The following is a 20,146-nucleotide window of genomic DNA, read 5'->3' on the forward strand; positions in this document are numbered from 1 at the left end:
GCGAACCGGCAAGCCTAACAGCTTGATTTGCAATGATTTAATACCGAAATCTTAGGGCGTCCGTCGTTTTTGGAATAAGCGCTTGTCGCTCTCGGCAATGCATCTGGCGCAAATAGCGGCGAGGGCGGTCGCTGACAGACGAGGACTGTCACACACATTTGTTAGCGTCGATGCTTTTACATCAGGGAGAAAGCGTCGATGAAATTCGCACCGAAATTTCTGGCTGTCGCACTGGCTGTGGGGGTGGGCCTGGCTTCTCAGGCTTTCGCCACCGACCTGAAACACTGGCCGGCGGATCAGGCGAAAGCGCTGGACGCGATGATCGCGGCCAACGCCAACAAAGGTAACTACGCGGTGTTCGACATGGACAACACCAGTTACCGCTACGACCTCGAAGAATCCTTGCTGCCCTTCATGGAAAACAAGGGCCTGATCACCCGCGACAAACTCGACCCCTCCCTGAAATTGATGCCGTTCAAGGACACCGCCGACCACAAGGAAAGCCTGTTCAGTTACTACTACCGCCTCTGTGAAGTCGACGACATGGTCTGCTACCCGTGGGTGGCGCAGGTGTTCTCCGGTTTTACGCTCCAGGAACTCAAAGGCTACGTCGATGAGCTGATGGCCTCGGGCAAACCGGTGCCGGCGACCTATTACGAAGGTGATGTGGTCAAGAAGCTCGACGTCAATCCGCCGAAAATTTTTACCGGCCAGCAAGAGCTGTACAACAAGCTGATGGAGAACGGCATCGAGGTTTACGTGATGACCGCCGCTTCCGAGGAATTGGTGCGCATGGTCGCGGCGGATCCGAAGTACGGCTACAACGTTAAACCGCAAAACGTTATCGGTGTGACCACGCTGCTGAAAAACCGCGAGACTAACGAACTGACCACCGCGCGCAAGCAGATCACCGCCGGCAAATATGACGAGAAGGCCAACCTAGGGCTCGAACTGACGCCATATCTGTGGACCCGGCGACGTGGATGGCCGGCAAACATGCGGCGATCCTCACTTACATCGACGAGTGGAAAAAACCGGTATTGGTCGGTGGCGATACGCCGACGAGCGACGGTTACATGCTGTTCCACGATGTTGATGTGGCCAAGGGCGGGATTCACCTGTGGATCAACCGCAAGGACAAGTACATGACGCAGTTGAACGGCATGATGGCCAAACACGCGGCGGCGCAGGCGAAGGAAGGGTTGCCGGTGACGGCGGACAAGAACTGGGTGATCGTCAAGCCTGAAGAAATCCAGTAACCCCCTGTAGGAGCTGCCGAAGGCTGCGATCTTTTGATCTTGTTTTAAGGGCAAGATCAAAAGATCGCAGCCTTCGGCAGCTCCTACAGGGATCGGGTTGATCGTTCCCACGCAGAGCGTGGGAACGATCTGCCCCGCACTCAGGCGGGGCATTTTCTTTTCGACGTTTAAGGCTTACAGCCCGTCAAGCATCGCTTTGTTACGCACCGCACCTTTGTCGGCGCTGGTCGCCAGCAGGGCGTAAGCCTTGAGGGCGGTGGTCACTTTGCGTGGACGAATCTCGACCGGTTTCCAGCCTTTCTTGTCCTGTTCGGCGCGGCGTGCCGCCAGTTCTTCGTCGCTGACCAACAGATTGATCGAGCGGTTCGGGATGTCGATCAGCACTTTGTCGCCGTCCTGCACCAGACCGATCGCGCCGCCGGCCGCTGCTTCTGGCGAAGCGTGACCGATGGACAGGCCGGACGTACCGCCGGAGAAACGACCGTCGGTGAGCAAGGCGCAGGCTTTGCCCAGACCTTTGGATTTCAGGTACGAAGTCGGGTAGAGCATTTCCTGCATGCCCGGGCCGCCTTTCGGGCCTTCGTAGCGAATGATGACGATGTCGCCAGCCTTCACTTCGTCAGCGAGGATGCCGCGTACGGCGCTGTCCTGGCTTTCGAAGATCTTCGCGTTGCCTTCGAAGACGTGGATCGACTCGTCGACACCGGCGGTTTTCACCACGCAGCCATCGAGAGCAATGTTGCCGTACAGCACGGCCAAACCACCTTCTTGCGAATAGGCGTGTTCGACGCTGCGGATGCAGCCGTTTTCACGGTCGTCATCGAGGGTTTCCCAACGGGTCGACTGGCTGAACGCCGTCTGTGTCGGGATACCGGCAGGGCCGGCCTTGAAGAAGTGGTGCACGGCTTCATCGTCAGTCTGGGTGATGTCCCACTTGGCGATGCCTTCTTCCATGCTGCGGCTGTGCACGGTCGGCAGGTCGGTGTGCAGCAGACCGCCACGGGCCAGCGAACCGAGGATGCTGAAGATGCCGCCGGCGCGGTGCACGTCTTCCATGTGGTACTTCTGGATGTTCGGCGCCACTTTGCACAGCTGCGGAACGCTGCGCGAAAGACGGTCGATGTCGCGCAGGTCGAAATCGATCTCGGCTTCCTGGGCTGCAGCGAGCAAGTGCAGGATGGTGTTGGTCGAACCGCCCATGGCGATGTCGAGCGTCATCGCGTTCTCGAACGCTTTGAAGTTGGCAATGTTGCGCGGCAGTACCGATTCGTCGTTCTCGCCGTAGTAACGCTTGCACAGCTCGACGATGGTGCGGCCAGCCTGCAGGAACAACTGTTCGCGGTCGCTGTGGGTGGCGAGGGTCGAACCGTTGCCCGGCAATGCCAGACCCAGTGCTTCGGTCAGGCAGTTCATCGAGTTGGCAGTGAACATGCCGGAGCACGAACCGCACGTCGGGCAGGCGCTGCGCTCGTACTCAGCGACTTTCTCGTCAGAAGCGCTTTCGTCGGCGGCGATCACCATGGCATCGACGAGGTCGAGGCCGTGGGACGCGAGTTTGGTCTTGCCGGCTTCCATCGGGCCGCCGGAAACGAAGATCACCGGAATGTTCAGGCGCAAGGCAGCCATCAACATGCCCGGGGTGATCTTGTCGCAGTTGGAAATGCACACGATGGCGTCGGCGCAGTGGGCGTTGACCATGTATTCGACGGAGTCCGCGATGATCTCGCGGCTCGGCAGCGAGTACAGCATGCCGTCGTGACCCATGGCGATGCCGTCATCCACGGCGATGGTGTTGAATTCTTTCGCTACACCGCCAGCGCGTTCGATTTCGCGGGCGACCAGTTGGCCCAGATCCTTCAGATGCACGTGGCCCGGTACGAACTGGGTGAACGAGTTGGCAATGGCGATGATCGGCTTTTTGAAGTCGTCATCTTTCATCCCCGTGGCGCGCCACAGTGCGCGGGCGCCGGCCATGTTGCGGCCGTGGGTGGATGTTTTCGAGCGATAATCTGGCATGGAGCACTCCGGGCGGCTAATCAGGTACTAAATGGGAGTGAGCTTCTATTGACCTCTGGAACACTCAGAAATGGCCGTGTGTCCGGAAGTTGCCGATGACGTTGCGGGATCGCCGCTGGTCTCAGCCTGAGCTCATAAACCCGCCGGGGATGAATGGCGATGAATCTGCCGATTCTACACCGCTGGCGTCTGGAGGGAATGGCGCAAAGTGTTGTTCCAGCGCCGACGGTGTGTGCGGCATGACGACCGGCAGCTTTAATCACCGCCCGGCTGCGTCATGGCATGGCTTTCATGGATTCTGGCGCGACGGCTGATCCGACTGTTCAACGCCAGCGCCACGCCACTGAGCAGGACAAAGCTGTAACCCAGCGTGGCTTGCAGGTTGGCCGGGCTCAGGCTGATCAATGCGCTGATAAGGCCGCCGCAGATAAAAGTGAGGGTACTGCCGGCCGCCGCCGAGGTACCGGCAAGTTCGGGGAACAGGCCCATGGCTTTCGACGTGGCGGCCGGGCGCGCGATGGTGGTGCCGGCGGTGCAGATCAGCATCGGAATCAGCACGGTCGCTGGCGTCAACGCGAAGTTCGACGACAGGTACAGCATCGCCAGCCCCGACAGCAGGATCAGGCCAAGCCCGACGAGCATTTGTTGGCCGGGTTTGATTCGGCGGCTGAGGATCGTGGCGACGAGCCCGCCGACGATGTAGGCCGCGCCGTAGATCAACAGAATCAGTGAAAAGTCATAAGGCGCCATTTGCAGTTGATCCATGAAGATCAGCGGCGAAATCACGATGAAGGAAAAGTGGCAGGCGAAGGCGAACGCGGATATCAGCCAGTAGCTGACGAATTCGAAGTCGCCCAGCACTCGCCGATAAGACCGAATGAAGCCGGGACGAGCGCCGCTGTGAGTCGGCCGGCCGTTGTCCAGAAACAGCCACGCCTTGATCAGCACTACGGCGGCCAACCCGATAAACACCCAGAAGCTGCCCCGCCAGCCTAGCGTGGCCTGTAGAAAGGTGCCGGCCAGCGGTGATATCGAGATGAAAATCCCCGATGCAGTCACCATCAGTATTCGCAGCCGATCCCGTTGCTCGCCTTCGAAGAGATCTTGAACCAAGGGCTGGGACAACACGAAACAGCCGCAGCCCAGGGCCTGCATCACGCGGAATATCAGGAACAGCGTGTAATCGCTGGTGCTTACGCAGCCGAGGGCGCCGAGCATCGAAACGCTCATGCCGACGAGCAGCAAACCCTTGCGCCCGATGGCATCCGACAGCGGCCCGATCAGCAGTTGCGCAAAAGCGATGCCCACCGCAAACAGGCTGATCGACAGCGCAATGTTGGCCGGAGTGGTGCGAAAGTGCTCGGCCAGTGCCGGAAACGATGGCAGCAGCACATCCAGCGGAAACACTCCCAGCAGCACCATCGCCATCAGCAGACTGACCGCGCCGCGGCGTTGCCCGGCGGTCACTGCGGCTTTTCCTCTATTCATCGACCAGGCCTGCCTTGGCGAACAATTTGCGGTTATTGATGAGGGCAAAGAATCCTGCTTTTGTCATCGCCTCCAGCGTTGCCTTCGCCCCGGCCCTGGTGCGCTGACGACTGGCTCTGGGGCTGATCAATCCGTCGAGGATTTTGCGAATGACGTCGTCGGCAATCCCGACACTGCGCAGGCTCTGTTTCAGCCAGCGTTCATCGACTTCGAAAAAGATTCGCAGGAACTCCAGGAGCATTCTGGCGCTGAAGGTGCGCTGACGGCTGTTCAGGGTCAGCCACAGGTAATGGAACACTTCTGAAAAATAGCGGCTGTGACGGGCCTCGTCGGCGAGGTGATCGCGCAGCATGTCGCTGACGCTGGAGACCAGCGTGTCACGGCAAACCTCGAGCAACTCCCGGGCAATGATCGTCTCCGAGACGAAGCCGAGCAGAAACCACGCGAGTGGGCGATCCGTCTCGGGCACTCGGGTAATTGCGGTGTTCAACTGGGTAATGCGCATGGGCATCACCGGGCGCTCGGTAATGCCGTACTGGCTGGCGATCTGCTCGGCCAGTTGACTGGAGAACAGCGCGTGATAGCCCTCGTCGGTGTACAGCTGCAGCGCCGCATTTTTCATGCGCAAGGGCACGAAAGCGGGCAGCTCGCCGTGGACGATGGTTTCCACGGCGCGGTTGACAATGCGGTGTTCGAGCAGCGTGGTGTAGTCGAGGAAATGCACCAGATGATTGGCCGTCAGTCGTTGCATGACGTCGCTGCCAGCAGCGCGAATGGCCGGGTGTGAGAGGTACGGCAAAAAGGCCGGGGGAAACCAGTGGCGGGTTTTCAGCTGTTCTTGCAGGTCATCCGGCAATTGATAGGTGTGTTGAGACGTGCGCACCGATGCGCGGCTGTTCCAGTCATCGAGGGTGAACTTGTGCGCCCATGACACTGACGCTTCCAATTGGTCGGAGGTGATTGCGTTCATGCTTGCACCTCCAGCAACAGCGCCTGCATTTCCTGACACATCGCTTGACCGTCGCTGGCGCCGCAACCGACGAAGAACAACGGTTGTTCCGCGCTGCCGGTAATTTTCAGCAGGGCTTCAACCTGATCATCAGAGAACGCGCCGGTCAGCCAGGTGCCGAGACCGAGGGCCGTGGCAACCAACTGAAAGGATTGCGACAAGTGCCCAGCCTCCACGAACGCCATGCGATAGGCGCGTGAGTGTTCATATTTCCACCAGAGCTTGTCGAAACGCGCGGTAATGAACAGGCCCAGCGGCAGGTTGTTGATGAAGTGTTGTCCGCCGAGCAGTTGACCCAGCGCCGAGTCGGGCAGCGGGTTTATAAGGCTCAAGGCGTGCTCTACCGGGTGATAGGCGTAGATGCCGGGTTTCAGGCCGCTGACGTTCTGCACCAGCGCAAAACCTTCGCACGCATTCAAACCGCCGCCGGAAGGACTGCTGCGACGGGCATCAAGCCCGAGGGCGATACTGCTGTCACTATCCTGCTGGCGTTCGTGCAGATAACCGAGGGAAAGATAGAGCAGGGTGGAAACGTCATTCAGCGTGACCGCTTCACCGCTAAAGGAACGACTGGTTTTGCGCTGGCGCAGGACGTTTCCCAAGCGGTCGTTGCTTAGCACGGCAGGCGCCGGCAGCGCGATGAGTCGCGCGCCTTCCAGTGTGGGGCGCTCTTTATCGGGCGGTGGTTTGCTCAGTACGTCATTGCAATGATCCAGATATTGTCTGGACCATTCGTTAATATTCTTGGGTGTCTCTTCGCAGGGAATGTTCTGCGTGCCTATATGAAATATCTTGGATAACTCATCCCAGCCCCAGGGCGGGCTGTCTATTTTTGCAATGGTTAAAATTCCCACGCTTAATAGTTGTATGTCTATTATGTTGCGACTGTCGAATGCGTCCGGGTTGTCGATAAGTTTCGCCAGTCTTGAAGCGTAATCAAGATCAAGTTCATGTTGAGTGTGTTCTTTATAGTTCCAGACGATTTGTCCGGGCGTGCGCGGCAATATAAATAAGTACGGATTGATGTGCATGTTCAATGCTTCACTCTGGAAAGGGCTGATGGACGCTGGGGTGCCGGCACTCCCCAGCGTCCTGACTTACTTAGCGGGCTTTAGGTGCAACCAGAAAAGCGAGGTTTGCGATTTTGTTGGTTTCCAGAGTAATTGCTTTCATAGTATGAACTCCTTGTTCATTAAGATTGAATGCCACCTCGTGGTGACAACTCAATAATAGTTTGTAATCGATTAATGGCAAGTGGAGATTAAGTAGGAAAAATCCAGTAATTTTGTCGGAGCGATCTCGCCCCTTGTACAAACTTGTCAGTTGTTTTTCGCTAATTAACAGGTGCGCGGAAAATTCCTGCAAGACTGTAGGAAGTTAATTGTAGGAGTCGGCTAAATTTGAAGTGAAATAGACGGCCTTGCACCGCCCAAAAACAAACGGGGAGCCCTTGGGCCCCCCGTTTTTACTGACCAATCAGCTGTTTGGCAGCAGACGGCAGGTGATGCTTTTGATGTAGCGGGTTTCGGCGATGGCTGGGTGCACCGGGTGATCCGGGCCCTGACCGCCGCGCTCGAGCATCTGGATGTTGCGATCCAGGTGACGGGCGCTGGTCAGCAGAATGTTCTGCAGATCGTCTTCCGGCAGGTGCATCGAGCACGAAGCGCTGATCAGGATGCCGTCCTTGTTGAGCAGGCGCATGGCTTGCTCGTTCAGACGACGGTAGGCGCCTTCGCCGTTCTTCATGTCTTTCTTGCGTTTGATGAACGCCGGCGGATCGGCAACGATCACGTCGAAACGCTCTTCGCTGGCTTTCAGCTCTTTCAGCGCTTCGAAGACGTCGCCTTCGATGCAGGTCATCTTGTCGGCAAAGCCGTTCAGTGCGGCGTTGCGCTCAACGCCGTCGAGGGCGAAGGCCGAGGCATCGACGCAGAACACTTCGCTGGCGCCGAAAGCGGCAGCCTGCACGCCCCAGCCACCGATGTAGCTATAAAGGTCGAGAACGCGTTTGCCCTTGGCGTAAGGCGCCATGCGCGCGCGGTTCATGCGGTGGTCGTAGAACCAGCCGGTTTTCTGACCCTGAATGACCGGGGCTTCGAATTTCACGCCGTTCTCTTCCAGCGCCACCCACTCCGGCACCAGGCCGAACACGGTTTCGACGTAACGATTGAGGCCTTCAGCGTCACGCGCGGCGGAGTCGTTCTTGAAGAGGATGCCGCTTGGCTTGAGCACTTGGGTCAGTGCTGCGATCACGTCATCTTTGTGCGCTTCCATGGTCGCCGAGGCGATCTGGACTACGAGGATGTCGCCGAAACGGTCAACCACCAGACCCGGCAGCAGGTCGGAGTCACCGTAGACCAGACGGTAGAATGGTTTGTCGAACAGGCGATCGCGCAGCGACAGGGCCACGTTCAGACGGTGCACCAGCAGCGACTTGTCCAGTTGCACCTTGATGTCGCGGGACACCAGACGGGCGCAGATCAGGTTGTTCGGGCTCATCGCAACGATGCCCAAAGTCTTGCCGCCGGCGGCTTCGAGGATCGCCTGATCGCCGGCCTTGAAGCCGTGCAACGGGGTGGCGGCCACATCGATTTCGTTGCTGTAGACCCACAAGTGGCCGTTGCGCAGGCGACGGTCGGCGTTGGCTTTGAGGCGCAGGCTAGGCAGGGACATGACGTCGCTCCGGAAAAAAGAGCGGGAGTATAGCGCGTCAGGCCGGCTGATTGGCCGGCAAATGGACATGTGGTGCGTTCCAGCGGCGATGGGATTTACTTGTGGCGAGGGGATTTATCCCCGTTGGACGGCGCAGCCGTCCCAAATCCATATGACACGGCATGTCTGATACACCGCGCTGTCAGGTTTTGCGACTGCTGCGCAGCCGAACGGGGATAAATCCCCTCGCCACAATGGATCGGTGTGGGAGGAGAAACCCCCTTCACCACAATAGATCGGTGTGGGAGGAGAAACCCCCTTCACCACAATGGATCGGTGTGGGAGGAGAAATCCCCTTCACCACAATGGATCGGTGAGGAAAGGAGAAATCCGGATCAGGCAGAAAGGGCGCTGATCAGCTCTTTGCTGAACGCCGGAATATCATCCGGCTGGCGGCTGCTGATCAGGTTGCCGTCCTTGACCACTTCTTTATCCACCCAATGTGCGCCGGCGTTGACCAGATCATCCTTGACGGTTTTATAGCTGGTCATGGTTTTGCCATTCACCAGCCCCGCCGAAATCAGCAGCCAGCTGCCATGGCAGATCACCGCAATCGGTTTGCCGGCCGAGGCGCCGGTCTTGACCAGATGCTGGGCGTCCTGATCGATGCGAATGGTGTCGGAGTTCTGCACGCCACCTGGCAACACCACCGCGTCGTATTGCTCAATGCTGGCAGCCTGGAAGGTCTGGTCGACCATGAAATCATCCGCCGGTTTGTCGTGGTTCCAGCCTTTGACCGTGCCGGCCTCGGCCGAGAGGATGTCGACCTGTGCGCCAGCCTGTTCCAGCGCTTGCTTGGGGCCGGTCAGTTCGACCTGTTCGAAACCGTCGGTTACCAAAAAAGCGACGCGCTTGCCGTTGAGGGAAGTGGCCATCGATAAGCTCCTGAGTCAGTGGGAATTTGTTGGCGCAGCGGCCAGAAAATTTTCGCCGCGCCTTACCAAATCCGAAGCCTGAGCTTGAATGAAAGTTCCTCCGATATGCCCGTCGGTGTGTCGCCCTGCGGTCTCAGCGGTTAGAATCGCCGCCTGTCCCTGAGTGTGTACATATGTCCCAAGAGCTGACCACCGAACAGATTCAACAATCGCTGCAAGGCATCAGTGTGCCGGCGCAACCGCAGATCATGGTGGATCTGCAAATGGAGCAGTACATGCCCGACCCGGATCTGGAGGTGATCGCCAAGCTGATCGCCCAGGATCCTGGCCTCTCCGGTTCGTTGCTGAAAATCGTCAACTCGCCGTATTACGGCTTGAGCAACAAGATCACTTCGATTCAGCGCGCGGTGAATCTGCTGGGCAGTCGTTCGATCATCAATCTGATCAACGCGCAGTCGATCAAGGGCGAGATGAACGATGACACCATCGTCACGCTCAACCGTTTCTGGGACACCGCCCAAGACGTGGCGATGACCTGCCTGACGCTGGCCAAACGCATCGGCACTCAGGCCGGCGATGAAGCCTACGCGCTGGGCCTGTTCCACGATTGCGGCGTGCCTTTGATGCTGCAGCGTTTCCCCAATTACATGTCGGTGCTGGAAGAGGCGTACGCCAACGCCAGCCCGACCTGTCGCGTGGTCGATACCGAAAACCGTACGTTCAACACCAACCATGCGGTGGTCGGCTATTACACAGCGAAGTCGTGGCGTTTGCCGGAGCATGTCAGTGCCGCGATCGCCAATCACCACAACGCCTTGGCGATCTTCAGCGACGAGTCGTCGCGCAACAGCCAGTTGAAGAATCTGTTGGCGCTGCTGAAGATGGCCGAACACATTTGTGCGTCATATCGCGTGCTGGGCAACCAGACCGAAGACCACGAGTGGAACAGCATCGGCCCGCTGATTCTCGATTACGTCGGTCTGTCGGACTACGATTTCGAAACCCTCAAACAAACGATTCGCGACCTCGGCGCGCATTGATTCGAGGACACCATGCCTGAACTGCCGGAAGTCGAAACCACCCGTCGCGGGATCGCCCCGCATCTGGAAGGCCAGCGTGTCAGCCGGGTGATCGTGCGTGACCGGCGGTTGCGCTGGCCGATCCCCGAAGACCTCGATGTGCGCTTGTCCGGGCAGCGCATCGTGTTGGTCGAGCGGCGTGCCAAATATTTGTTGATCAACGCTGAAGTCGGCACGTTGATCAGCCATTTGGGCATGTCGGGCAATTTGCGTCTGGTCGAAGCAGGGCTGCCGGCGCTCAAGCATGAGCACGTTGATATCGAACTGGAGTCGGGGCTGGCGCTGCGCTACACCGATCCGCGCCGGTTCGGAGCGATGCTGTGGAGCACCGATCCGCTCAACCATGAATTGCTGATTCGCCTCGGCCCGGAGCCGTTGACCGATCTGTTCGATGGCGAGCGCTTGTTTCAGCTGTCACGCGGGCGGTCGATGGCGGTCAAGCCGTTCATCATGGACAACGCAATCGTGGTCGGGGTCGGCAATATTTATGCGACGGAGGCGCTGTTCGCCGCCGGTATCGATCCGCGCCGCGAGGCCGGTGGCATTTCCCGTGGGCGCTATCTGAAACTGGCGATCGAGATCAAACGCATCCTCGCCGCCGCCATCGAACGTGGCGGCACGACGCTGCGCGATTTTATTGGCGGTGACGGTCAGCCGGGGTATTTCCAGCAGGAACTGTTTGTCTATGGCCGGGGTGGTGAGCACTGCAAAGTCTGCGGCACCGGCCTGCGCGAAGTGAAGCTCGGCCAGCGCGCCAGTGTGTTTTGCCCACGCTGCCAGAGCTGAAAAAGTCCTGGGGTCTATAGTGAGGTGACTCACTGTTCAGCCCGAAGGATCGTGCCATGAAATCCCTGCAAGTCCTCTTTGTCGCGTTGCTGCTATGTTCCAGCCTGGCGGTTCAGGCCACGGAAAGCGGCAGCGGCGACCCGCGCTACACCATTCAAAACCCGCCTGCCTACGCCATGATCGGCGACTTGCTGATTGCCCGACCGTTATTGGTGGTGGCCACGGTGATTGGTGCGGGTGCGTTTGTGGTGTCGTTGCCGTTTACCGCGCTGGGTGGCGGGATTGGCGATGCGGGGCAGGCGCTGGTGGTGGATCCGGCGCGGGCGGCGTTTGTAAGGTGTCTGGGGTGTACGGGGGAGGGGTTTGAGCAGCGCGAGTGAGCTGATCAGGAATTTGCGGTGTGGCTGATGGCCCTTTCGCGAGCAAGCCCGCTCCCACAGGTATTTTGGTGTTCACACAATTTGTGTTCCACCACAAAACACTGTGGGAGCGGGCTTGCTCGCGAAGAGGCCCGAAAGAGCGCTGAAGCCTTAGGCCTTGCCGGTGATGATGCGATATTTCTTCATCAACTGTTCTTCAGTCTCAGGGTGCGCTTCGTCCAGCGGGATGCAATCCACCGGGCAGACCTGTTGGCACTGCGGTTCGTCGTAGTGGCCGACGCACTGGGTGCACAGGTTCGGGTCGATCACGTAGATCTCTTCGCCTTGGGAGATGGCGGCGTTCGGGCACTCGGGTTCGCAGACGTCGCAGTTGATGCAATCGTCGGTGATGATCAGGGACATGCTAACTCCAGCCGGGGCGGCAGGCCCGGGCGCTATAAATCAATGCGCGCAATTGTGCCGCATTGGCGAGCGCAGTGCACGTTGCTGCGATCAACTGCTGTGCGTGGCTGCGATCAAGATCAAAAGATCGCAGCCTTCGGCAGCTCCTACTTTTTAAAGCGTAGGGTCAGGGCGTCGGCCACGGCAGGGTGGACGAACTTGGTGATGTCGCCGCCCAGCGCAGCAATTTCCCGCACCAGCGTCGAAGAAATGAACGAGTAACGCTCGGACGGCGTGAGAAACAGGCTCTCCACGTCCGGCGCCAACTGGCGGTTCATGTTGGCCAGCTGGAATTCGTATTCGAAGTCCGACACCGCGCGCAAACCACGCAGGAACACGTTGGCGTTCTGCTCTTTGGCGAAATGCGCGAGCAGCGTCGAGAAACCGACCACTTCCACGTTCGGCAGGTGTTTGGTGACCTCGCGAGCCAGTTCAACCCGTTGTTCCAGCGGGAACAGCGGGTTTTTCTTCGGGCTGGCGGCGACCGCAATGATCACGTGATCGAACAGGCGCGAGGCGCGTTCGACCAGATCGCCATGGCCCTTGGTAATAGGGTCGAAGGTACCTGGGTACAACACTCGGTTCATCGCGTCGTCCTGGCGGGAGTCCGTTGGGGAGTCGGATGGTATCGCAGCCGTCCCGGTCGGGAAAGTCGCCTGTTGGGTAAGAAAGCACTATAGACGACGGGAATAACCGGTTTTTTCATGGGTTTTTCAATCGATCGGCGAGGGCGGTCGCCAGTTGCGCAGTCAGGCCATACACCGACAACTGCGGGTTGGCGCCAATGCTGGTGGGGAACAACGAGCCGTCGTGGATCGACAGATTGCTCAGTTGATGATGGCGGCCAAGGCTGTCAGTGACCGCCGATTTCGCCTCTTCGCCCATCGCGCAACCGCCCATGACGTGGGCGCTGCCCAGTCGCGTGCGGTATAGCTCAAGGCTCAGGCCATCGATCATCGAACGCGCTTCGGCCAGCGTCTTCACGTAACGCGCGTCGGCATGCATCGGCATCACCGATTTTGCGCCACCGGCAAACTGGATCTCGGCCATGACGTGGAACGCTTTGCGCAAACCTTCCCAGGCGTAGGGCGAAACCTGATAGTCGAGCACCGGCGTGCCGTCACCGCGTAATTCCACAGCGCCGCCGCTGCTGTCCGGGTGAAAACCATCGCGCAGCAGGGCGAGCATGGCGTGGGTGTGCGGCAGGTCGGCCATGTGCTGCGCGTTCTCCTGGCCGAAACCACCGAGCAGCGTCGCCGCCAGCGCCGGGTGCAGCGGCGGCACTTCAAGTTTGAACGCCATCGGCCCGGTGGTGCCGTCCTTCCACTGGAAATGGTCGGAGTAGATCGATTGCGGCGCCCCGTAAAACGGATTGACCACCTCGTCGAAACGCGCGGCCGACATGTTCACCGGATGCAGAAATGTACGCTTACCGACATTCTTGTGCGGATCCGGCGCATCGGAGCGCAGCAGCAACGCCGGGCTGTTGATGCCGCCACCGGCCAGCACGTAATGCCGCGCCTTGACCGTGATGGTGCGCCCGGTCGGCGCGACGCAGCGCTCATCCATCGCCACGCATTGCAGGCCGGTGACCTTGTCGCCGCTGATCAACAGCTTTTCCGCGCGGGCCAGATAGAGCAGCTCGCCGCCCTTTTCCAATGTTGCCGGAATGGTGGTGACCATCATCGATTGTTTGGCGTTGGTCGGGCAGCCCATGCCGCAGTAACCGAGGTTCCAGCAACCGCGCACGTTGCGCGGAATCACGTGCCAGCTGTAACCGAGTTGCTCGCAGCCTTTGCGGATCACGTCGTTGTTGGCGTTGGGTGGCACCAGCCAGGGGGCGACGCCGAGGCGCTGTTCCATTTTCTCGAACCACGGCGCCATCTCGGCAACGCTGTGGCCTTTGACGTTGTGCTCGGTGGCCCAGTGTTCGAGGGTGGGTTCCGGGGTGCGGAAGCTTGATGTCCAGTTGATCAACGTCGTGCCGCCGACCGCGCGGCCCTGCAGGATGGTGATCGCACCGTCCTTGCTCATCCGGCCGATGCCTTCCTGATAGAGGCTGCTGTAGGCCTGGTCTTCGAGCATTTTGAAGTCGGAACTGGTTTTCAGCGGGCCTTCTTCGATCAGCAGGACTTTGTAGCCGGCGGCGCTGAGGATTTCCGCCGTGGTGCCACCGCCGGCGCCGCTGCCGATGATCGCGACGTCGGCTTCGAGGGTCAGGTTATCGGTGAGTTGCGCGCCGTTGTAGGTTTTCCAGCCTCGGGCGAGGCCTTCGCGGAAGGGGTCGGGTACAGGCATCGGTCAGGTTCTCTTGTTTTTGTTGTTTTTGCTGGCCTCATCGCGAGCAGGCTCACTCCTACATTTGGAATGCAATCCCCTGTAGGAGTGAGCCTGCTCGCGATGGGCGCGACACAATTTCAGACAGTAGGCGGCCCGGGATAGCCGCAATGCCCCCACGATTCCGCGCGGGTGTACCAGGCCATCGTGACCATTTGCTGCAACGAGCTATGCCCCATTTTCAACAAACTCAACGAACTGTTTTCCCAGCGATCGAGGAAGTTGCGCATCGCCTCGGCACTGGCATTTTCCCAACTGCCCCAGATCCCGGTGAGCGGCCCGCGCGTCACCGCCATGCCAAGCACGTCGAACAGCTGGCGAGTGAGTTTGAGCATTTCCGGCGACAGGTGATCGAGGCTGTAATCCAGCGTCTTCAGCGTGCCATCCACCGCGCTCGGCATCTTTTCAGTAGCCACGGCGCCATCGAGCATCACTGGAATCAGCGCGCGCAGAAACAGCAGATCGCCGTCGCGCAAGCTGATGAAGCCGTTGGCCGCGATGCTGGAGGAACAACCACTGAGGCTGGCACCAAGGCCAGCGGTGGCGAGGAAGGCCGTGGCACCGAGGCTGAATTTCAGCAGGCCACGGCGCGACAGGGCAGGTGTTTCGGTCAGGCTTGGGTGCATTGTTTTTATTACCCGGCGGTGACGAATGATTAGCGAATGAACAGCTTCTGGATCAGTTTCTGCATCGATTTGCCGTACGGCGGGTAGATCAGTTTGGCGGCGTTGAAGCGCTGTTTAATCAACACGCCTTTGGCCTTGCTGAAGGTCAGAAAGCCTTCATGGCCGTGGTAATGGCCCATGCCGGAAGGGCCGATGCCGCCAAACGGCATATCGTCCTGGGCGACATGCAGCAGCGTGTCGTTCAGGCATACGCCGCCCGAATGGGTTTCGTGCAGCACGCGGGTTTGTTCGCGTTTGTCGTAGCCAAAGTAGTAAAGAGCCAGAGGTCGTGGGTGCTGATTGATGTAAGCGAATGCCTGCTCCAGATCGCGGTACGGCACGATCGGCAGCAACGGGCCGAAGATTTCGTCCTGCATCACGGTCATGTCGTCGCTGACATTCAGCAGCACGCTGTGCGGCATGCGTCGGCCCTGACCTTGTTCGAACAAAGGAATCAACAGCGCGCCTTTGCTGGTCGCATCGCTGACGTAACTGTTGAGCCGGGCCAATTGGCGTTCGTTGATGATCGCCGTGTAATCCGGGTTATCGGCGAGGGTTGGATAGAAGCTTTGCACCGCCTGGCGATAGGCTTCGACGAAGCCGCCGACGCGGTCTTCCGGCACCAAAACGTAGTCTGGAGCGACGCAGGTTTGCCCGGCATTGAGGGTTTTGCCGAAGGCGATGCGCTCGGCGGCGTCCTTCAGCGGCACGTCGCGGGAGACGATGGCCGGCGACTTGCCGCCCAGTTCCAGCGTGACCGGCGTCAGGTTTTCCGCGGCTGCGCGCATGACATGTTTGCCGATGCTGGTGGCGCCGGTGAACAGCAAATGATCGAAGCGCAGACGGGAAAATGCCACGCCGATGTCGGCCTCGCCGAGCACCACGCAGACCAGATCTTCGGGGAAAATGCGCGCGAACAATTCCTTCATCAACTGCCCGGTGGCCGGGGTCGATTCACTGAGTTTGAGCATCACCCGGTTGCCCGCTGCCAGCGCGCCGACCAGCGGGCCGATGGCCAGATACAACGGGTAATTCCACGGCACGATCACGCCGACTACGCCCAACGGCTGGTACACGACTTTCGCCGAAGCCGGCTGGAATGCCACGCCGACCTTGCGCCGCGAATCCTTCATCCAGCCCTTGAGATGGCTGCTTGCGTAATGAATGCCGTGCAGGCTCGGCATCAGTTCGGCGAGCAGGGTTTCGTCGGCGCTGCGATGACTGAAATCCGCGCTGATCGCCTCGATCAAAGCCTGACGTTCATTGCTCAGCAGGTCGCGCAACGACTTCAGCCATTGCTGGCGCTGCGCGGCGGGCGGCATCGGGTTGGCGGCGTATGCGGCCCGTTGCGCCTCGAATAACCGATCGAGCTCTTCCAGGGGCTGTTGCAGCGTTTGCAGGTAGGCAATATCGGCAGTCATCGTAGGCTCCGGATTTATTGTAGTGATGAACTTTTTAGAGTCTATGCTCTATAAAGTCAAATGACTTCCGTGTGCAGCTTTGTTTTATCCATTTCCGGATAGGTCGTAAGATGCCCCTCACCGCACTCTGAATTAAAGCTCAAGCCATGGCCCCACGAATAAAAACCAGCGAGCGCATCGTGCAGAACAGCCTCGAGCTGTTCAATCAGCAGGGCGAGCGCAGCATCAGCACCAACCACATTGCCGCCCATATGGAGATTTCTCCGGGCAACCTGTACTACCACTTCCCCAACAAGCAGGCGATCATCTCGGTGCTGTTCAGTGAGTACGAAGCCTTGGTGGACAGCTTTCTGCGCCCGCCGCAGGGGCGTGCCGCGACCGTCGAAGACAAGCGTTTCTATCTCAAGGAGCTGCTCTCGGCGATGTGGGGTTACCGCTTTCTGCACCGCGACCTTGAACATTTGCTCGACAGCGACCCGGAACTGGCCGCGCGTTACCGGCGCTTTTCCCAGCGCTGCGTGATTCAGGGCGCGGCGATTTACGAAGGCTTTGTCGCCGCCGGGATCCTCAAGATGGATCGCGTGCAGATCGAGTCGCTGACCCTCAACGCGTGGATCATCCTGACCTCGTGGGTGCGCTTTCTGTGCACCACCCGCGAGAATTCCAACCACCTCAGCGAGCAAGCCGTTAAACGCGGCGTGTATCAGGTGTTGGTGCTGGAAGCCGGGTTCGTCACTGATGAGTCGCGGGATGCGGTCAATGCACTGTTCGACGAGTTTTATGTACCGCTGGCCCAGGCCCTCGAAGACGTAAAGTAAACATTCCGTTGAAACTCCACAGGAGCTCGTTATGCCGATTGCGCAGTTGCTCAGCCCGCAAGCCTTGGATGCCCGCAAGGAACAGCCGGGGCTGGTGATTCTCGATTGTCGTTTTGCCCTCGAAGACCCGGATTACGGGCAGCGCAGCTACGCCGAGGGGCACATTGCCGGCGCGCGCTTCGCCGATCTTGAGCGCGATCTCAGCGGTAAAGTGGTGAAAGGTGTGACCGGACGTCATCCGCTGCCCGAGCCGGCGGCGTTGATCGAGCGGCTGCAAGCGTGGGGCATCAACAACGACAGTGACGTGGTTTTGTATGACGACGGCCCGGGTGCTTATGCGGCGCGGGCATGGTGGTTGCTGGCGTGGCTGGGCAAGCGTGATGGCGTGTTTATTCTTGATGGCGGGCTGAAGGCTTGGCATGCGGCGGGTTTGCCTTTGAGTCTGGATGCGCCGGAGGTCACTCGTGGGGATTTCAGTGGTCAGCCGGACATGGGCTTGTTGATCAGTGCTGAAAAACTGCAAAAGCGTCTCGGCCAACCAGCGTTGACCTTGATCGATGCTCGGGCATTGCCGCGATTCAAGGGTGAGGTGGAGCCGATTGATCCGGTGGCTGGGCATATTCCGGGGGCGCAGTGTGCGGCGTTCACCGATAACCTGGGCAGCGATGGGCGTTTTTTGCCGGCGGATCAGTTGCAGCAGCGTTTTGCCGCGAAGCTGGGTGAGCGCTCGCCGTCGGATCTGGTCGCGTATTGCGGCTCCGGGGTGACGGCGTGTCATAACTTGTTTGCGTTGTGTCTGGCAGGTTATCCGTTGGGTTCGTTGTATGCCGGGTCGTGGAGTGAGTGGATCAACGAGCCAGCGCACGGCATCGCCACCGGCGAATAATCCCCACAAACCCCCTGTAGGAGCTGAGCCTGCTCGCGATAGCGGAGTGTCAGTCACCATTAACTTCACTGACACACCGCTATCGCGAGCAGGCTCACTCCTACAAGAGAACTGCGGTGTCTGGGGGGATTTGTCGGGCATTGCGATACGCCGCGGGCCCGACGCCGTAAGCCTGCTTGAACTGTCGGCTCAAGTGGCTCTGATCGGCAAACCCCAACTGCGTCGCGACTTCCAGCGGCAAGCAACCACTCTGCAACAGTGCCCGCGCCTGGGCGATGCGTTGTTGCATCAGCCAGGTGTGCGGCGGCATGCCGGTCGCGCGGCGGAACACCCGGGCGAAATGGAAGGGCGACAGATTGACCGCCGCCGCCAGTTCTTCCAGCGATGGCGGCGCCGCCAGTTGAGCGTGCATGACGTCCTTGGCCAACAGCACCGCGCGGTGTTCTTTGCCGGGATTGGCAACCTCGCGCACCGCCGCGTGACGCTGCAACAGCAGCAACATCATCTCGCGCCACACCGTTTGCTGTTGCAGCGCGGTCGCGGGGCTTTCCAGCAAACGGTGTAACTGGCAGAAACCGTTGACCAGATCCGGGTCGCGATACAGCGTGGCGCCGAAGGCCGGCAGACTGGTGGTCGGCAACTCCAGCTCATCCAGCAGCGAAACAATCTTGCCGGTATCCGGATAAAACGCCCGGTACAGCCAGCCGTCCTCGGTGCCTTTGTGCCCGGTGTGCAGTTCGTCCGGGTTGATCAGCACCAACGTGCCGCTGCCCGCCAAGTGTTCAGCACCGCGATAGCGGTAGCGCTGAGCGCCGGCCATGATCATGCCGATCACAAAACCGTCGTGTACATGCGGGGCGAAGCGTTGCTCGATATAGCGCGCCGACAACAACTCGACCCCGGCCAGTGGCGCGGTTTGCCAGAATCGGATCGACTCGCCCTGATCGCTCATGCGGGCACGCTGGCCAGCCATTGCGGGATACGGCGTTCGAGGTAATAACCGGGCTGGCGCACTGAGCCGTCGACGAATCCAACGTGCCCGCCGCGCGCCTGCAATTCAAAAGTGGTCGAGGCCGACAGCTCGCTTTCCGAAGGCAGGCTGTGCGGGAACACAAATGGATCGTCCGCTGCCTGAATGATCAACGTCGGCGTGCGGATCTCGCCCAGGAAATAACGGCTCGACGCTCGACGGTAATAATCCTCGGCATCGGTAAAACCGTGCAACGGCGCGGTCACCCGGCCATCGAAATCCCAGAACGTGCGCATGTTCTCCAGCGAACCGAGCGCTGCCAGAGCCGCCAGTCCATCCTCGCGCCCGTCGTGCTGAAATTGCCGTTGCTTGTTCTTTATGTAGGCGACCATCTCGCGCATGAAGTGCGCCTGATACACCTTGGAAAATCCCTGACCAATGCGGTCGGCGCATTGATCGAGGCGGAATGGCACCGATACCGCCACCGCAGCGACTACGCCGCTGGCGCTACCGGTTTCACCCAGATGTTTGAGCAGCACGTTGCCGCCCAGCGAATAGCCGACGGCGTACAACGGCGCCAACGGTCGTTTCGCGCGCAGGTGTTTGATGGTTTCGGCGAGGTCTTCGCTGGCGCCGGAGTGGTAGCTGCGTGGCAGCAGATTCGGTTCGCCCGAACAACCGCGCCAGTTCAGCGCAACGCTGGCCCAGCCCTGATCGGCCAAGGCTTTTTGCACGCCGGCGACGTAAGGCGAATTGGAAGAACCGGTCAGGCCATGCAGCACCAGCACCAGTGGCGCATCGGCCGTGTGCGGGCCATGCCAGTCGAGGTCAAGAAAGTCACCATCCTCAAGCCAAAAGCGCTCGCGCTCACGCTGGATATGCACGGTTTTACGCCACAGCGGCCCCCACAAGGTTTGCAGGTGCGGATTGCCGAGGCCGAGGGCGGGGATGAAGCGTTCTGAAGAGGCGGACACGATGGTTCTCGATGCAGCGCGGCGACCCTG

The 20,146-nt window shown here is 59.6% G+C and carries 18 protein-coding genes and 1 pseudogene; 6 read left to right on the top strand and 13 right to left on the bottom strand.

The features are described 5' to 3' along the window. The first annotated feature begins 198 nt into the window (after positions 1–198). Positions 199–1,259, top strand: a pseudogene (locus ACZZ0D_RS26050) (HAD family hydrolase). Between the two features lie 174 nt (positions 1,260–1,433). Here the strand turns inward: ACZZ0D_RS26050 and ilvD are convergent. From ilvD to ACZZ0D_RS26080, 6 genes are all read right to left on the bottom strand, one after another. Next, complete coding sequence (ilvD, locus tag ACZZ0D_RS26055; RefSeq protein WP_212545094.1) at positions 1,434–3,275, bottom strand: dihydroxy-acid dehydratase; 1,842 nt, start codon at positions 3,273–3,275, stop codon at positions 1,434–1,436. 255 nt (positions 3,276–3,530) lie between these two features. Further along, positions 3,531–4,763, bottom strand: coding sequence for an MFS transporter (locus tag ACZZ0D_RS26060; RefSeq protein ID WP_463554624.1), 1,233 nt, complete (start codon positions 4,761–4,763; stop codon positions 3,531–3,533). After that, on the bottom strand, positions 4,756–5,733 hold the full coding sequence (locus ACZZ0D_RS26065) for a diiron oxygenase (RefSeq protein ID WP_463554625.1): 978 nt from the start codon (positions 5,731–5,733) through the stop codon (positions 4,756–4,758). Before ACZZ0D_RS26065 ends, ACZZ0D_RS26060 begins: the two co-directional genes overlap by 8 nt. Continuing rightward, positions 5,730–6,803, bottom strand: coding sequence for a SagB family peptide dehydrogenase (locus ACZZ0D_RS26070; RefSeq protein WP_463554626.1), 1,074 nt, complete (start codon positions 6,801–6,803; stop codon positions 5,730–5,732). The genes ACZZ0D_RS26065 and ACZZ0D_RS26070 overlap by 4 nt, the downstream gene beginning before the upstream one ends. Before the next feature lie 445 nt (positions 6,804–7,248). Then, complete coding sequence (locus ACZZ0D_RS26075; RefSeq protein WP_212545090.1) at positions 7,249–8,445, bottom strand: class I SAM-dependent rRNA methyltransferase; 1,197 nt, start codon at positions 8,443–8,445, stop codon at positions 7,249–7,251. 374 nt (positions 8,446–8,819) lie between these two features. Further along, the gene (locus tag ACZZ0D_RS26080; protein ID WP_463554627.1) at positions 8,820–9,359 is read right to left on the bottom strand and encodes a type 1 glutamine amidotransferase domain-containing protein; all 540 of its coding nucleotides are present in this window, start codon (positions 9,357–9,359) and stop codon (positions 8,820–8,822) included. Positions 9,360–9,586: 227 nt separating this feature from the next. On the opposite strand from ACZZ0D_RS26080, the gene ACZZ0D_RS26085 reads away from it, so the two are divergent. The 3 genes from ACZZ0D_RS26085 to ACZZ0D_RS26095 are packed head-to-tail and all read left to right on the top strand — an operon-like array spanning position 9,587 to position 11,604. After that, positions 9,587–10,399 (top strand): HDOD domain-containing protein, encoded by an 813-nt coding sequence (locus tag ACZZ0D_RS26085; RefSeq protein WP_172680168.1) that lies wholly within the window; start codon positions 9,587–9,589, stop codon positions 10,397–10,399. A gap of 12 nt (positions 10,400–10,411) precedes the next feature. After that, positions 10,412–11,224: a bifunctional DNA-formamidopyrimidine glycosylase/DNA-(apurinic or apyrimidinic site) lyase gene (mutM, locus tag ACZZ0D_RS26090; protein WP_053124742.1), complete on the top strand. Its 813-nt coding sequence runs from the start codon at positions 10,412–10,414 to the stop codon at positions 11,222–11,224. Positions 11,225–11,280: 56 nt separating this feature from the next. Next, complete coding sequence (locus tag ACZZ0D_RS26095) at positions 11,281–11,604, top strand: multidrug transporter (protein WP_212545088.1); 324 nt, start codon at positions 11,281–11,283, stop codon at positions 11,602–11,604. A 150-nt stretch (positions 11,605–11,754) separates the two neighbouring features. On the opposite strand, the gene ACZZ0D_RS26100 is transcribed toward ACZZ0D_RS26095, so the two are convergent. The 5 genes from ACZZ0D_RS26100 to ACZZ0D_RS26120 all read right to left on the bottom strand — a co-directional run bounded on the left by ACZZ0D_RS26100 (position 11,755) and on the right by ACZZ0D_RS26120 (position 16,486). Next, positions 11,755–12,006, bottom strand: coding sequence for a YfhL family 4Fe-4S dicluster ferredoxin (locus ACZZ0D_RS26100; protein WP_463554628.1), 252 nt, complete (start codon positions 12,004–12,006; stop codon positions 11,755–11,757). 146 nt (positions 12,007–12,152) lie between these two features. Next, positions 12,153–12,632 (bottom strand): pantetheine-phosphate adenylyltransferase, encoded by a 480-nt coding sequence (gene coaD / locus ACZZ0D_RS26105; protein WP_003176711.1) that lies wholly within the window; start codon positions 12,630–12,632, stop codon positions 12,153–12,155. 115 nt (positions 12,633–12,747) lie between these two features. Next, positions 12,748–14,343 carry a GMC family oxidoreductase gene (locus ACZZ0D_RS26110; protein WP_463554629.1) on the bottom strand — a complete coding sequence of 532 codons (1,596 nt, stop codon included), beginning with the start codon at positions 14,341–14,343 and terminating at the stop codon, positions 12,748–12,750. A 119-nt stretch (positions 14,344–14,462) separates the two neighbouring features. Then, on the bottom strand, positions 14,463–15,008 hold the full coding sequence (locus ACZZ0D_RS26115; RefSeq protein WP_463554630.1) for a twin-arginine translocation pathway signal protein: 546 nt from the start codon (positions 15,006–15,008) through the stop codon (positions 14,463–14,465). Positions 15,009–15,037: 29 nt separating this feature from the next. Then, a complete protein-coding gene (locus ACZZ0D_RS26120) occupies positions 15,038–16,486 on the bottom strand; it encodes a coniferyl aldehyde dehydrogenase (RefSeq protein ID WP_463554839.1) in 1,449 nt (482 codons plus the stop codon). A 128-nt stretch (positions 16,487–16,614) separates the two neighbouring features. Here ACZZ0D_RS26120 and ACZZ0D_RS26125 point away from each other — a divergent pair, with 128 nt between their 5' ends. Then, positions 16,615–17,286: a TetR/AcrR family transcriptional regulator gene (locus ACZZ0D_RS26125; RefSeq protein WP_053124733.1), complete on the top strand. Its 672-nt coding sequence runs from the start codon at positions 16,615–16,617 to the stop codon at positions 17,284–17,286. A 31-nt stretch (positions 17,287–17,317) separates the two neighbouring features. Further along, entirely contained in the window at positions 17,318–18,172 is an 855-nt protein-coding gene (locus ACZZ0D_RS26130) for a sulfurtransferase (protein WP_463554631.1), read from the top strand. Positions 18,173–18,272: 100 nt separating this feature from the next. Here ACZZ0D_RS26130 and ACZZ0D_RS26135 read toward each other — a convergent pair whose 3' ends face one another. Together ACZZ0D_RS26135 and ACZZ0D_RS26140 are read right to left on the bottom strand one after the other, a co-directional pair. Continuing rightward, positions 18,273–19,124 carry a helix-turn-helix domain-containing protein gene (locus ACZZ0D_RS26135; protein ID WP_463554840.1) on the bottom strand — a complete coding sequence of 284 codons (852 nt, stop codon included), beginning with the start codon at positions 19,122–19,124 and terminating at the stop codon, positions 18,273–18,275. Further along, a complete protein-coding gene (locus ACZZ0D_RS26140; RefSeq protein WP_463554632.1) occupies positions 19,121–20,116 on the bottom strand; it encodes a hydrolase in 996 nt (331 codons plus the stop codon). The genes ACZZ0D_RS26135 and ACZZ0D_RS26140 overlap by 4 nt, the downstream gene beginning before the upstream one ends. Between the last annotated feature and the right edge of the window lie 30 nt (positions 20,117–20,146).

This window comes from Pseudomonas sp. AC193, assembly GCF_979258075.1.

Bases quoted from the DNA above. Each gene is read 5' to 3' on its own strand.
- ilvD (WP_212545094.1), bottom strand. From the start codon at position 3,275: ATGCCAGATTATCGCTCGAAAACATCCACCCACGGCCGCAACATGGCC.
- ACZZ0D_RS26060 (WP_463554624.1), bottom strand. From the start codon at position 4,763: ATGAATAGAGGAAAAGCCGCAGTGACCGCCGGGCAACGCCGCGGCGCG.
- ACZZ0D_RS26065 (WP_463554625.1), bottom strand. From the start codon at position 5,733: ATGAACGCAATCACCTCCGACCAATTGGAAGCGTCAGTGTCATGGGCG.
- ACZZ0D_RS26070 (WP_463554626.1), bottom strand. From the start codon at position 6,803: ATGCACATCAATCCGTACTTATTTATATTGCCGCGCACGCCCGGACAA.
- ACZZ0D_RS26075 (WP_212545090.1), bottom strand. From the start codon at position 8,445: ATGTCCCTGCCTAGCCTGCGCCTCAAAGCCAACGCCGACCGTCGCCTG.
- ACZZ0D_RS26080 (WP_463554627.1), bottom strand. From the start codon at position 9,359: ATGGCCACTTCCCTCAACGGCAAGCGCGTCGCTTTTTTGGTAACCGAC.
- mutM (WP_053124742.1), top strand. From the start codon at position 10,412: ATGCCTGAACTGCCGGAAGTCGAAACCACCCGTCGCGGGATCGCCCCG.
- ACZZ0D_RS26095 (WP_212545088.1), top strand. From the start codon at position 11,281: ATGAAATCCCTGCAAGTCCTCTTTGTCGCGTTGCTGCTATGTTCCAGC.
- ACZZ0D_RS26100 (WP_463554628.1), bottom strand. From the start codon at position 12,006: ATGTCCCTGATCATCACCGACGATTGCATCAACTGCGACGTCTGCGAA.
- coaD (WP_003176711.1), bottom strand. From the start codon at position 12,632: ATGAACCGAGTGTTGTACCCAGGTACCTTCGACCCTATTACCAAGGGC.
- ACZZ0D_RS26110 (WP_463554629.1), bottom strand. From the start codon at position 14,343: ATGCCTGTACCCGACCCCTTCCGCGAAGGCCTCGCCCGAGGCTGGAAA.
- ACZZ0D_RS26115 (WP_463554630.1), bottom strand. From the start codon at position 15,008: ATGCACCCAAGCCTGACCGAAACACCTGCCCTGTCGCGCCGTGGCCTG.
- ACZZ0D_RS26125 (WP_053124733.1), top strand. From the start codon at position 16,615: ATGGCCCCACGAATAAAAACCAGCGAGCGCATCGTGCAGAACAGCCTC.
- ACZZ0D_RS26130 (WP_463554631.1), top strand. From the start codon at position 17,318: ATGCCGATTGCGCAGTTGCTCAGCCCGCAAGCCTTGGATGCCCGCAAG.
- ACZZ0D_RS26135 (WP_463554840.1), bottom strand. From the start codon at position 19,124: ATGAGCGATCAGGGCGAGTCGATCCGATTCTGGCAAACCGCGCCACTG.